We start from the raw sequence: 12,039 nt of genomic DNA, 5'->3' as shown, positions 1-12,039 counted from the left end.
GGTCTGCATTCCACCAGTCATGAATAATTTCCCTATTAACATTCATCTGGTTAATTAATTTATGTTTTCAATGATATTAAGCGGGCTAATTTGTGGTGCTCTGCTGGGATTTGTCATGCAGCGTGGGCGTTTTTGCCTGACAGGTGGTTTTCGCGATATGTATATCGTGAAAAATAATCGCATGTTTTACGCCTTGCTGATTGCAATTTCGGTACAAAGCGTGGGGGTTTTTGCGTTAATTCAGGCGGGCCTACTGACTTACGAAGCCGGGGCGTTCCCGTGGCTTGGTACTGTTATAGGTGGGTATATCTTCGGGCTGGGAATTGTTCTGGCGGGTGGATGTGCCACCGGGACCTGGTATCGCGCGGGTGAGGGATTGATCGGCAGTTGGATCGCGCTTTTCACTTATATGGTGATGAGTGCGGTGATGCGTTCTCCACATGCCAGTGGTTTAAATCAAACCTTGCAGCACTACAGTACTGAACATAACTCTATTGCTGAGACTTTTAATTTGTCTGTGTGGCCGTTGGTTGCCGTTTTGCTGGTGATAACGCTCTGGGTGGTGATGAAAGAGTTGAAGAAGCCAAAACTCAAAGTCGCGACCTTACCGCCGCGCCGAACCGGGATCGCTCATATTCTGTTTGAAAAACGCTGGCATCCCTTTGTCACTGCTGTACTCATCGGTTTGATTGCGCTTTTAGCCTGGCCCCTGAGTGAAGCAACCGGACGCATGTTTGGGTTAGGAATCACTTCCCCAACGGCCAATATTCTGCAATTTCTGGTCGCGGGTGACGTGAAATACATTAACTGGGGCGTTTTCCTGGTGTTAGGGATCTTCGTGGGGTCATTTATTGCAGCCAAAGCGAGCCGTGAGTTCCGCGTTCGCGCAGCTGATGCACAAACAACATTACGTAGCGGGTTAGGTGGTGTACTGATGGGCTTCGGTGCCAGTATTGCAGGTGGTTGCTCTATCGGTAATGGACTGGTTATGACTGCAATGATGACCTGGCAGGGCTGGATTGGCCTTGTATTTATGATTCTCGGAGTCTGGACTGCGTCCTGGCTTGTGTATGTTCGACCGCAGCGTAAGGCGCGACTGGCAACTGCTGCGGCAAATTAAGTAAGGTGTAAAGATGGCAATTAAAAAGCTGGATGTGGTGACGCAGGTCTGTCCGTTTCCACTCATAGAAGCAAAAGCAGCACTGGCAGAAATGGCCAGCGGCGATGAGTTGGTAATTGAGTTTGATTGCACCCAGGCAACTGAAGCAATCCCACAGTGGGCGGCAGAAGAAGGACATGCCATCACCGATTATCAGCAGATTGGCGATGCAGCGTGGAGCATCACCGTTCAAAAAGCCTGACTCAACATTGTCCTCCGCCGTACCAGCGGCGGAGGCTTCAAATTAGACGATCTCTTCCGCGTACTGCCAAAGCGCTTTTAACAGCGCCACTTTCTCTTTGTCATCGGCATATTGTTGTGCCAGCATCTGCAATTCATCTGCATAACCCTGTAAAAACTCTGGCGTGAAGACCTGGCGGCGGTGCTCCAGCCAGCGTTGCTGCTCGGCATAATCCAGCGTCCCCGGGAAGTTGCGCGCCCGATAATTGAACAACAGCTTTTCAATCCGTTTATCGACAAAAGTGATATCCAGTGCCGGTAAATTACGCGGCTCGGTTTCCAGCACAATTTTCATTGCTGCACGATCGGCGTCACTGAAAAAGCCGTTATAAAGCTGTGCATCCACGTTATCTGAAGGCGTAAACGGTTCGGCTTCCGCGAATATCGCCACCACTTTTTCGCGCACTTGCGGATTTTCACGCAGAATTTTCAGGTTATCGAGGCAATGCTGACGATTAATTCCCAGTCGGTCGGCATCTTCCGGGCGTAGCGTATTCGCCTGGGCCAGCACCGGACATTTATTGATATGCACCAGCTTAACCGGAACGGCGGCGTTATCGCCAAGATCGGTTTTTGCGGTATATAAACGCTCGCGCAATGTGTCGCTATCCAGTTCCAGTAATGGCGAAATGTCTCCTGCCAAATCCACCATAATTACGGCATTGCGATTTTCAGGATGCCACGCCAGCGGTGCCACCCAGCTGGTATTGCCGCGCCATGCTCCAAACATTCCGGAAACGTGCACCAGGGGTTTCATCTGCGGAACATCGATCAACGCCATCAGTTTGTGTTTATTACGATGGGTAAAGAGATAATCAAACAGGCGTGGCTGACGCGTTTTTACCAGCTTTGCCATCGCAATAGTGGCGTACACATCAGCCATCGCATCGTGGGCGTTGCTATGTTCAATACCATTCGCTTTGGTTAAATGCTCAAGGCGAAAGCTCGGTAGACCGTCATCATTTTCAGGCCAGTGTATTCCTTCCGGGCGCAGGGCATAACAGGCACGCATAACATCCAGTAAATCCCAGCGCGAGTTATCATGCTGCCAGCTCCAGGCGTAAGGATCGTAGAAATTACGATAAAAAACGTTGCGTGTGACTTCGTCGTCGAAACGCACATTGTTGTAGCCCAGAATACAGGTCTTCGGTACGGTAAAAAGCGAGTGAATACGGGCGGCAAACGCGGCTTCGTTTTCTCCTTTCGCCCGTGCTTCCTGCGGGGTAATACCGGTAATTAATACTGCTCCAGGCTGGGGTAAATAGTCATCCGCGGGCTTGCAGTAAAAGACTTCGGGTTCGCCGATGACATTGAATTCGCTATCGGTGCGAATGGCTGCGAACTGTGCAGGGCGATCTAACGCGGGGTGCGTGCCAAAGGTTTCGTAATCGTGAAACAAAAAGGTAGATTGTTGCTTACCGTCATTCATCATTAGGTTAAATCCGTTATTTCTGCTGTCTGCCAGAGTATCAAATATCACCGTGCTAATCAGCTTTAGCGCGACAATTTGACAGCGAGTGGCAACAGATCATGTCAGATAAAAATGAGAGAGTAGTCACATTTTCTTGCACTTTATTCCAGCCAGTTCATAAGTATTTCCGTAAAAAGAACAGCTATTTGAAACTCCTGAGGGTTTGCTGTTGAAACGCCGTCTTATTATTGCTGCTTCTTTGTTCGTTTTTAACTTATCGTCTGGTTTTGCGGCGGAAAACATTCCTTTTTCACCTCAGCCTCCACAGATTCAAGCCGGGTCCTGGGTACTGATGGATTACACCACCGGTCAGATTCTCACCGCGGGTAATGAGCATCAACAGCGCAATCCCGCCAGCCTGACAAAGCTGATGACGGGCTATGTCGTGGATCGCGCTATCGATAGTCATCGCATTACGCCAGACGATATTGTCACCGTGGGGCGCGATGCGTGGGCGAAAGATAATCCGGTGTTTGTCGGTTCTTCACTGATGTTTTTGAAAGAGGGCGATCGCGTATCGGTACGTGATTTAAGCCGTGGTTTAATTGTTGATTCCGGAAATGACGCTTGTGTTGCTCTGGCTGACTATATTGCCGGTGGGCAACGGCAGTTTGTTGAAATGATGAACAACTATGCCGAGAAGCTGCATCTCAAGGATACGCATTTTGAAACAGTGCATGGCCTGGATGCGCCAGGTCAGCATAGCTCGGCTTATGATTTAGCTGTGCTTTCTCGTGCTATCATCCACGGCGAGCCCGAGTTTTATCATATGTACAGTGAGAAAAGCCTCACCTGGAACGGTATCACCCAGCAAAACCGTAACGGGTTATTGTGGGATAAAACCATGAATGTTGACGGCCTGAAAACGGGTCATACTTCTGGTGCCGGGTTTAATCTCATTGCTTCGGCTGTAGATGGGCAGCGTCGTCTCATTGCAGTGGTAATGGGTGCTGACAGCGCAAAAGGTCGTGAGGAAGAGGCAAGAAAATTACTGCGTTGGGGGCAACAAAACTTTACTACGGTGCAAATTTTGCACCGTGGGAAAAAGGTCGGTACGGAACGCATCTGGTATGGCGATAAAGAAAATATCGCCCTGGGAACGGAACAAGAGTTCTGGATGGTGCTACCGAAAGCCGAAATTCCACATATCAAAGCCAAATATACCCTTGATGGTAAAGAACTCACCGCGCCAATTAGCGCCCATCAGCGGGTAGGGGAAATTGAACTTTACGACCGTGATAAACAGGTGGCGCACTGGCCGCTGGTTACCCTGGAATCTGTCGGGGAAGGCAGCATGTTTTCTCGCCTGAGTGATTATTTCCACCATAAGGCCTGACCTTTCTTTTGCAGCAGACTGGCAGGAGTGCGAGTCTGCTCGCATAATCAACACTCATTCCTTGTGGTTTTAATATTGCAACTATACTGTATATAAAAACAGTATTAATGGAGGCGTCATGAACTACGAGATTAAGCAGGAAGATAAACGTACCGTTGCAGGTTTCCATCTCGTTGGCCCGTGGGAACAGACGGTAAAGAAAGGTTTTGAGCAGTTGATGATGTGGGTAGATAGCCAAAATATTGTGCCGAAGGAGTGGGTTGCTGTCTATTACGACAATCCAGATGAAACACCCGCCGAAAAATTACGCTGCGACACCGTCGTGACGGTACCGAATAACTTTACGCTCCCCGAAAACAGTGAGGGCGTCATTCTGACAGAAATTTCAGGTGGTCAGTATGCGGTTGCGGTGGCTCGTGTAGTCGGTGATGATTTTGCTAAACCCTGGTATCAGTTCTTTAATAGCCTCTTGCAGGACAGTGCTTATGAAATGTTACCAAAGCCCTGCTTCGAGGTTTATTTGAACAATGGCGCGGAAGATGGGTACTGGGATATCGAAATGTATGTTGCGGTGCAGCCAAAACATCACTAATTCATCTCAGGGCGGTGTGTTAACGCGATGACCACTCTTTTTTTTGAAAGCGAAAAGAGTAAGATGCGCCTTTCAAATTTTTCGCTCCTGCCGGGAAATTACACTGTTCCCGGTTTGTCCGTCGGATAATTCAGAGGCGCGCCTTCTGGCCGACAGATGAGTTATGAGCGCTTTTAATCTTCATTACGGAGTTTCTGCGTGCGTGCCGATAAGTCATTAAGCCCGTTTGAAATCCGGGTATACCGCCATTACCGCATTGTGCATGGTACTCGGGTCGCGCTGGCATTCCTGCTCACTTTTCTCATTATCCGCCTGTTTACTATCCCGGAAAGTACCTGGCCGCTGGTCACCATGGTGGTGATTATGGGGCCAATCTCGTTCTGGGGTAACGTTGTCCCTCGCGCCTTCGAACGTATTGGCGGTACGGTGTTGGGTTCGATATTAGGTCTTATCGCTCTGCAACTGGAGTTAATCTCGTTACCGCTGATGTTAGTCTGGTGCGCGGCGGCTATGTTTCTTTGCGGTTGGCTGGCGCTGGGCAAGAAACCGTATCAAGGATTATTGATTGGGGTGACGCTGGCAATTGTTGTTGGTTCCCCGACAGGTGAAATTGATACGGCGTTATGGCGAAGCGGCGATGTGATCCTCGGCTCTTTACTGGCAATGTTGTTTACCGGTATCTGGCCACAACGGGCGTTCATCCACTGGCGCATTCAACTGGCGAAAAGTCTGACCGAGTATAATCGGGTCTATCAATCTGCATTCTCACCGAACTTACTCGAACGCCCACGTCTGGAAAGCCATCTACAAAAACTCCTGACCGATGCCGTGAAAATGCGTGGGCTGATTGCGCCCGCCAGCAAAGAAACCCGTATTCCAAAATCGATATATGAAGGTATCCAGACCATTAACCGCAATCTGGTTTGTATGCTGGAGTTGCAAATCAATGCGTACTGGGCCACGCGCCCCAGCCATTTCGTGTTATTGAACGCGCAAAAACTTCGTGATACCCAGCACATGATGCAGCAAATACTGCTGAGCCTTGTTCATGCGTTGTACGAAGGTAATCCGCAGCCGGTTTTTGCCAATACGGAAAAATTGAACGATGCTGTGGAAGAGCTGCGTCAGTTGCTCAATAACCACCATGACCTGAAGGTTGTGGAAACACCAATCTATGGTTATGTGTGGCTGAACATGGAAACGGCACATCAGCTTGAGTTGCTATCGAATCTGATTTGCCGGGCCTTGCGCAAATAATTCCTGAACTTCAGAATCATCTTGCTGCTGCTTCGATTCAGCAAGGATAAAGGGTATGATAGTGAAAAGGGATAAAAGCATTGTCATCTGCGGCAGCTATGAGTAATGTTGGCCCTAACGAATAGCGGTTGCTTAAACGAATCCGACTCTCACATTATCAGGGGTATAAAAATGGAAACTACCAAGCCTTCATTCCAGGACGTACTGGAATTTGTTCGTCTGTTCCGTCGTAAGAACAAACTGCAACGTGAAATTCAGGACGTTGAGAAAAAGATCCGTGACAACCAGAAGCGCGTCCTGCTGCTGGACAACCTGAGCGATTACATCAAGCCTGGGATGAGCGTTGAAGCAATCCAGGGCATCATCGCCAGCATGAAAGGTGACTATGAAGATCGCGTTGACGATTACATCATCAAAAATGCCGAGCTCTCCAAAGAACGCCGCGATATCTCCAAAAAGCTGAAAGCTATGGGCGAAATGAAAAACGGCGAAGCGAAGTAATTCCCGTTTTATTCAATGAGGGTTGCCCGGCAACCCTCATTGCTCATTGATTCTTATCTGTGTATCACCGTCATCATTCTCATCTGAGAACCAATCGAAATTAACAACAGCCTTCTTCTGTATGCAGCAAGGCAAAAAGTTCTGTAACTCCATTGTTATTAACTGCACTGGTTACTAACACGTTGTGCGCTCCAGCTTCCCGTAACCAACTTTTCACCAAAGATATTTGTTCCATGCTGGCTAAATCTGCTTTGGTTACTACTCCAATGACCGGGTGATTCATGGCCCGGTAGGGCGTTTTTACCTCTAATTCCTGCTTCAGCACTGAGATTCCTGCTTGTTGCCGGAAAAGCAGGCACCTGCCGTCTGAACGGTATCGATCCGGAAGCGTATCTGCGCCATATTCTGAGCATACTGCCGGAATGGCCCTCCAACCGTGTTGACGAACTCCTGCCATGGAACGTAGTTCTCACCAATAAATAAGCGTCAATACGGTGCTCCGTTGACGCTTACTTTAATCCGTTTTCTGAGCTTAGATTTTTCTGTTCCTACCCAGACCGTGGATTTGGAATTCATTTTTTGTCAGGTCAATGCTAATCGTTAAAACGGCCATAACGCACCTCCACTGGAAGGTTTATCAGTAATATCCTACCGTTGCTTCATGGTCGGGGCGTCCATTCCATTATTATCGGTTTTCCTTTCTGTTTATAAATGAAAACGCCAGCTGTATTCAGGCTGGCGTCAGGGGAAATGAAGCCTGTTGAGTGAGATTCACCGGTTCTGGTGCAGAAGCTGCAGATGGCGCAGGGTAAGGACATCTTCTCTTGCCTGCTTAATACAGGACAACAGTGCTGTTTCTGTGGTTAATGGCACTATACCCTGCATCACTGCATTGTCTTACAGCAACTGGTGAGGGCTGGCATAAGTTGCCGGTGTTTCGGTAGAGTCACGGTCATCCACCACGCGGAGTGAATAACCGTTTTCAGCGGCCTTATTAATCAGTTCAGTGATATTAACACCATCAATGTCAACGACAATGTGCCCCATATCCAGCGCCTGTACGTTAACGCTGTCGGCTTCCAGTATCATCATTTCGCCTCCGGATACTTACCCAGGGTAATGTTATTTACCGTTCTGTAATTGTCGCGGGTCATCAGGCCGGTCGCCCTGCGAGCCCGGAGGATATCGATGCTGTTTATTAACTGAGAGCGGGTACAGGCGCTGAATCCCGGCTGGTCGGTAGCACCAGCGCGTATTTTTCCACGAGAAAGTTCACCGCATCACACAGTGAAATGCCTGCCTCAATATGCTGCTCAATCACACGTTCATCGGCAAAAGGTGTGTCATTCAGTGTGAGGCCATAGTGCTGGTCCAGCAGTCGGGACAGCAGTATCTGCCAGATTTCAACAGGAGACGGGCGAGAACTGGCCGCCTGCCCGGGTAATACAGGTAATGTTTTCATACTGAAGATTTTCCTGATATGCAGATATAAAAATGGAAAAGTGGCGTGGTGAAAACACCAGGCCGTAGCAGAAGGCTATTCTGGAGAGTTAATTTTTCATTTCGGGCGTCGGATAAACAGCCAGATAAACGTAACCACAACTGCTGAGGGTATCGGCTTTGCAGGTCAGCCCTTTTGCATACAGCGTGACGGTATGCTGATGGCGGGGATTCAGTTCACCGCTGGTGAGCATGAGTTCCAGTTGTTTCATCAGCAGCGGAAAGGCCTGGTCCAGGTGGTACGCATCTGCATCGCTGAACAGGCCTCTGATACCGGCGCGGTCGGCAAGGTAATGCAACCGGTTACCCTCCTGCACCAGACGTGCCCCGAAACAGGGCGTCACGGTGCAGGGCAGCCCCCACCAGGGGCGGTCGTGATTGTCGTCGGGAAGTGTTGTCCCGGGGAGTGTGTCTGACACGATAAAATCCTTACAGAAAATCGGCTAAGAATGGTCCGGTAGTGGCGATAATTCTGCTCATCAGAATTCCCACTCAGTTCAGGGTGACGCTCATCAGCCGGACATACGGACCAAAACTGTCCTTACGGCGTTCAGCAAACACGGCCAGCACACCGGGAATATCCTGCACTTCACGACCGGTATACGCTTCAGCACTGCCGTGCCAGCGGTATTTACCGGTACAGAACGGAAAAAGACGGGATGTCGGATGTTGTTGGTGAATACGCATGGCTTCACCACGGGTGATAATTTTCATAATGGGATACCTCTGAAGACAGAAGATAAAAGTGAAAACAGGTGTGATGTGGTTGTGAAGGGTTAAAGCAGACCATGTTCGGCAAAGGAGAAAACCTGGTTGCCACCGACTATCAGATGGTCCGGCACCCGGATATCCACCAGGCCCAGTGCCTGTACCAGACGTTCGGTGATAAGCCGGTCTGCCTTACTGGGTGTGACTTCACCGGACGGGTGATTGTGTGCCAGTACCACGGCAGCGGCATTGTGGTACAGGGCGCGTTTAATCACTTCCCGGGGATGGACTTCCGTGCGGTTGATGGTGCCGGTGAAGAGGGTTTCACCGGCAATCAGCTGATTCTGGTTGTTCAGATACAGCACCCGGAATTCTTCACGCTCCAGTCCCGCCATGTTCAGAATCAGCCATTCCCGTGCTGCACGGGTGGAGGTGAAGGCCACGCCGGGTTCATGAAGATGGCGGTCCAGGGTTTTCAGGGCCCGCTGAATGAGGCTGCGCTCGCCGGGCGTCATCTCTCCGGGCAGAAAGGAAAGTTGTTGCATTGTGCTTCTCTCCATTCAGTCGATGATGCGCATAATGGCGCTGCATTCCGGATGCTGCAGGGCGTAATCCCGCAACCGGTAATAATGGACCGTCATGGCATAATTCTCCGTACGACAGGCATGATGACTGTACGTCATCAGACAGGCGGCAATACCGGCGGCTTCCGGGCTCATTTCTGCGCGGTTACCGTTCATGGCATTGAACAGTACCCATGTTTCGTCATCATCGTCATCCGGTTCGGGTGCCATAAATGCCCCGCCGTTGTTCAGGGTGTACAGATTCCAGATACCACCGCAGTAGTCTTCGCACAGACGGTCCATCCAGCCGAAGACACGGGGCTCCAGGGTCACCCACTGTGGAATGAGGCCAAAATGCTGCGGCCAGAAGCTGATGCGCTGTTCATCAGGGACGAGGCTGGCAACCAACTGAGGCGGATTATTCTCTGGTGTTGTAGCTGAATAAATTGTGGGGGTATTCTGAGAAACGGTTTTCATGAGATAACTCCTTAAATAACAAATAAATGTGTGTTTTTCAGGAACGAAAGCTGAATGATTCCCTCACTCAGGGAAACGGCATCAGCGCAGGCTCTCCAGCATCGTTTCTGCCATCACCCACAATGCGCGATTGAGCTTAATGTCGGTATCAATGCTGTGAATGGCCCGGGTATGGATACGTTTTCCTTTTGCACTGCGACCGGAAATCCCGCCTTTCAGCATATTCTCCTGGATGGTCTGATATGCGCTCCACAGGTCCTTACCGTAATCCTCCCGGCGTCGCGGCGTCAGAATGTCGGCGGTGGTGACGGGCTGATGTTCGTCACCATAACGGTAAGTCAGTGCCGCCTGTGCCAGCGCCTGGCGTGCCGGTGGCGGCAGGACCAGCGACTGCATGGCATCACGCTTCTCCTCTATCCGGTCAAACACGCCCACCACCTCGTAAGCCCCTTCGATAACTTTCTCCACTACATTTCCCCGGTGTGGAACACGCACTTCCCCCAGAGACTGGCCACAGACGCACCCGTTCTGGCAGACGAACCTGAAGTAACCCGGCAGCATCTGGTAGCTGGAGGTACCGTCATGAGAGTTGAGCAGAATAATTTCAGGGACATGTTCTCCGTTTATCTCTCCGGCCCGCCGCAGACGCAGCATGTGTTTTGTGTATCCCCGGCGGCCCGGGTCGCGCACACGGGTCTGGCAGGCGAAGAACGGCTGAAAGCCTTCCCGCTGCAGATTTTCCAGGACGGTAATGGTGGGAATGTACGCATACCGTTCACTGCGGGAGGTGTGCCGGTCTTCCCCAAAAATACTGGGTACATGGCGTATCAGTTCTTCATGTGTCAGCGGACGGTCACGGCGTATCTGGTTTGCAGCATAACCAAAACGACTGGCTAATCGCATACTTTGCTCCTTATCGGTGGTTAAGATTTACTGGTGCAATAAATGAAAAAAGCCGCGTCTCCCGGAGAAGACGCGGCCTGACGGGTGAAATGAATAAGGTTTATTGTCTGAGAGGCCTTTCACTGGCGAGCCACGCATTAAGCGGCTTTCCGGTAACAATGGCTGGGGCTGTATTTACCTTTGATATTAATAATGTGCAGAGAAACGCATGGTTTACTCCTTAGATTTTAAGTTTGTCCTGGGCTACAACGACAGGTTTTCCGGATGTGTCGATGACTCCTACCGTCGGTACGCCATTTTTGATTTCGAAGAACGGTTTGTTGCTACCTGAGCACAGTTGATTGTCCCCGTATTCAATCATTTGTGCTTTCCCGGTTTTCAGGTTAACTACCGAGACAGTGTAGTCGTAGCACCAGGCACCACCACGTTCAAGCACGAAAACATAGCTGTTATCTTTATAGTTGAACTGATTCTTTGTCTGGCAATTCATACCGTCAATTTCGGTACAGGAAAACGCTTCTGTAGTATTAACGTATTTGATGTTATTTGGCAGTTTTACTTGTTTCGCAGTAGCGAAGACAGAGAACAGAATAGTTACAGCAACGAGTAAAGTTTTGATAAACGTTTTCATGATAGACTCCTTAAATTAGTTAACCGTAGCTACGTAGTTTTTCACCAGATACGCGAATTCATGCACGCCAATTTCGCCGAACCAAACCAGGTAGGCCGGGTCATCTAAACCAAAGTAACGGTAGCCAACGACTTCATGGGTTTTTGGGTTATAGAGTGTTACGATAAAGTCCCAGCCACAAGTGTGGGCTTTGCAACCGTCACCCTGGAGCCAGACTGTACCGTTAATATTTACTGGCGTGATACCACCACCAGGGCCATCCATATACCCGCCTTTACCGAACATACCACTCAGTCCAACCGGTTTTAATGCTTTGTCGATAGCAGCTTTGTAGGTAGCGTCACCTTCGTACAACTCGTACGTTGATGGACACACTCCAGGTTGTTCAGCCCAGGCTTCCGGGTTACAGCTAAGTGCTTGTTTCACGGTAGCCGCTTCTGCGTTAAAGTTAAAGCCCGTGAACAGAACCGCCAGAAATAACATCAGGGTATGTAAACGTTTCATTGTAAATATTCTTCCGTTGTAAATGGCGCTGGAAAATTTCTCATCAGTGAAACCTTCCGGAAGTTTCCCCCACTTGTATGATGTATATCGCCAGTATTTTATTTCATCCCGGCTGTAATTTTTATATTCCCCGGCACGTGCAATAACGCTGACCAGAGATATAAGGCTCATTAATAACTTTACAGGTAATTTCATAA

At 49.6% G+C, this 12,039-nt stretch carries 16 protein-coding genes and 3 pseudogenes; 7 read left to right on the top strand and 12 right to left on the bottom strand.

Annotated features, from left to right (window positions below; genetic code table 11):
- The first annotated feature begins 61 nt into the window (after positions 1–61).
- Both tsuA and tsuB read left to right on the top strand, forming a co-directional pair.
- The gene (tsuA, locus tag ACJHW7_RS20875; protein WP_000492340.1) at positions 62–1,120 is read left to right on the top strand and encodes a thiosulfate utilization transporter TsuA/YeeE; all 1,059 of its coding nucleotides are present in this window, start codon (positions 62–64) and stop codon (positions 1,118–1,120) included.
- A gap of 13 nt (positions 1,121–1,133) precedes the next feature.
- Entirely contained in the window at positions 1,134–1,361 is a 228-nt protein-coding gene (gene tsuB / locus ACJHW7_RS20870; protein WP_000985273.1) for a thiosulfate utilization sulfurtransferase TsuB/YeeD, read from the top strand.
- A 42-nt stretch (positions 1,362–1,403) separates the two neighbouring features.
- Here the strand turns inward: tsuB and sbcB are convergent, their stop codons facing one another.
- Positions 1,404–2,831, bottom strand: coding sequence for an exodeoxyribonuclease I (sbcB, locus tag ACJHW7_RS20865; RefSeq protein WP_000980593.1), 1,428 nt, complete (start codon positions 2,829–2,831; stop codon positions 1,404–1,406).
- A gap of 208 nt (positions 2,832–3,039) precedes the next feature.
- On the opposite strand from sbcB, the gene dacD reads away from it, so the two are divergent.
- The 4 genes from dacD to ACJHW7_RS20845 all read left to right on the top strand — a co-directional run bounded on the left by dacD (position 3,040) and on the right by ACJHW7_RS20845 (position 6,556).
- Positions 3,040–4,206 carry a serine-type D-Ala-D-Ala carboxypeptidase DacD gene (gene dacD, locus ACJHW7_RS20860; RefSeq protein ID WP_001514310.1) on the top strand — a complete coding sequence of 389 codons (1,167 nt, stop codon included), beginning with the start codon at positions 3,040–3,042 and terminating at the stop codon, positions 4,204–4,206.
- Between the two features lie 118 nt (positions 4,207–4,324).
- Positions 4,325–4,798, top strand: a complete 474-nt coding sequence (gene sbmC / locus ACJHW7_RS20855; protein ID WP_001105398.1) for a DNA gyrase inhibitor SbmC — start codon at positions 4,325–4,327, stop codon at positions 4,796–4,798.
- Between the two features lie 198 nt (positions 4,799–4,996).
- Positions 4,997–6,055: an FUSC family protein gene (locus tag ACJHW7_RS20850; protein ID WP_001200891.1), complete on the top strand. Its 1,059-nt coding sequence runs from the start codon at positions 4,997–4,999 to the stop codon at positions 6,053–6,055.
- Between the two features lie 171 nt (positions 6,056–6,226).
- Positions 6,227–6,556, top strand: a complete 330-nt coding sequence (locus tag ACJHW7_RS20845) for a DUF496 family protein (RefSeq protein ID WP_000450409.1) — start codon at positions 6,227–6,229, stop codon at positions 6,554–6,556.
- Positions 6,557–6,656: 100 nt separating this feature from the next.
- Here ACJHW7_RS20845 and ACJHW7_RS20840 read toward each other — a convergent pair whose 3' ends face one another.
- Complete coding sequence (locus ACJHW7_RS20840) at positions 6,657–6,839, bottom strand: EutP/PduV family microcompartment system protein (protein WP_001016348.1); 183 nt, start codon at positions 6,837–6,839, stop codon at positions 6,657–6,659.
- A gap of 62 nt (positions 6,840–6,901) precedes the next feature.
- Between ACJHW7_RS20840 and ACJHW7_RS20835 the strand changes: the two are divergent.
- A pseudogene (locus ACJHW7_RS20835) lies at positions 6,902–7,039 on the top strand (transposase domain-containing protein); the annotation flags it as partial.
- Between the two features lie 288 nt (positions 7,040–7,327).
- Here ACJHW7_RS20835 and ACJHW7_RS20830 read toward each other — a convergent pair.
- From ACJHW7_RS20830 to ACJHW7_RS20785, 10 genes and pseudogenes are all read right to left on the bottom strand, one after another.
- Positions 7,328–7,420 (bottom strand): annotated as a pseudogene (locus ACJHW7_RS20830) (DUF957 domain-containing protein); the annotation flags it as partial.
- Positions 7,421–7,453: 33 nt separating this feature from the next.
- On the bottom strand, positions 7,454–7,648 hold the full coding sequence (locus tag ACJHW7_RS20825) for a DUF5983 family protein (protein WP_410233573.1): 195 nt from the start codon (positions 7,646–7,648) through the stop codon (positions 7,454–7,456).
- Positions 7,645–8,018: pseudogene (cbtA, locus tag ACJHW7_RS20820) on the bottom strand (type IV toxin-antitoxin system cytoskeleton-binding toxin CbtA). The gene ACJHW7_RS20825 and the pseudogene cbtA overlap by 4 nt, the downstream one beginning before the upstream one ends.
- Before the next feature lie 88 nt (positions 8,019–8,106).
- Positions 8,107–8,475, bottom strand: a complete 369-nt coding sequence (cbeA, locus tag ACJHW7_RS20815) for a type IV toxin-antitoxin system cytoskeleton bundling-enhancing antitoxin CbeA (RefSeq protein WP_001285585.1) — start codon at positions 8,473–8,475, stop codon at positions 8,107–8,109.
- Between the two features lie 73 nt (positions 8,476–8,548).
- Positions 8,549–8,770 carry a DUF987 domain-containing protein gene (locus tag ACJHW7_RS20810; protein WP_000692323.1) on the bottom strand — a complete coding sequence of 74 codons (222 nt, stop codon included), beginning with the start codon at positions 8,768–8,770 and terminating at the stop codon, positions 8,549–8,551.
- Between the two features lie 62 nt (positions 8,771–8,832).
- A complete protein-coding gene (locus ACJHW7_RS20805) occupies positions 8,833–9,309 on the bottom strand; it encodes a RadC family protein (protein ID WP_001186773.1) in 477 nt (158 codons plus the stop codon).
- A gap of 15 nt (positions 9,310–9,324) precedes the next feature.
- On the bottom strand, positions 9,325–9,804 hold the full coding sequence (locus tag ACJHW7_RS20800) for an antirestriction protein (protein WP_000860076.1): 480 nt from the start codon (positions 9,802–9,804) through the stop codon (positions 9,325–9,327).
- 81 nt (positions 9,805–9,885) lie between these two features.
- Positions 9,886–10,707, bottom strand: a complete 822-nt coding sequence (locus tag ACJHW7_RS20795; RefSeq protein ID WP_001234530.1) for a DUF932 domain-containing protein — start codon at positions 10,705–10,707, stop codon at positions 9,886–9,888.
- Positions 10,708–10,927: 220 nt separating this feature from the next.
- Positions 10,928–11,338 carry a hypothetical protein gene (locus ACJHW7_RS20790; protein WP_000846713.1) on the bottom strand — a complete coding sequence of 137 codons (411 nt, stop codon included), beginning with the start codon at positions 11,336–11,338 and terminating at the stop codon, positions 10,928–10,930.
- A 15-nt stretch (positions 11,339–11,353) separates the two neighbouring features.
- A complete protein-coding gene (locus ACJHW7_RS20785; protein WP_001514307.1) occupies positions 11,354–12,037 on the bottom strand; it encodes a hypothetical protein in 684 nt (227 codons plus the stop codon).
- Between the last annotated feature and the right edge of the window lie 2 nt (positions 12,038–12,039).

It is taken from the genome of Escherichia sp. WS1152 (genome assembly GCF_046487665.1).
Classification (GTDB): Bacteria; Pseudomonadota; Gammaproteobacteria; order Enterobacterales; family Enterobacteriaceae; genus Escherichia; species Escherichia coli.
The sequence above is the reverse complement of the archived record's forward strand: the minus strand, read 5'-3'. Positions and strand labels throughout refer to the sequence as shown.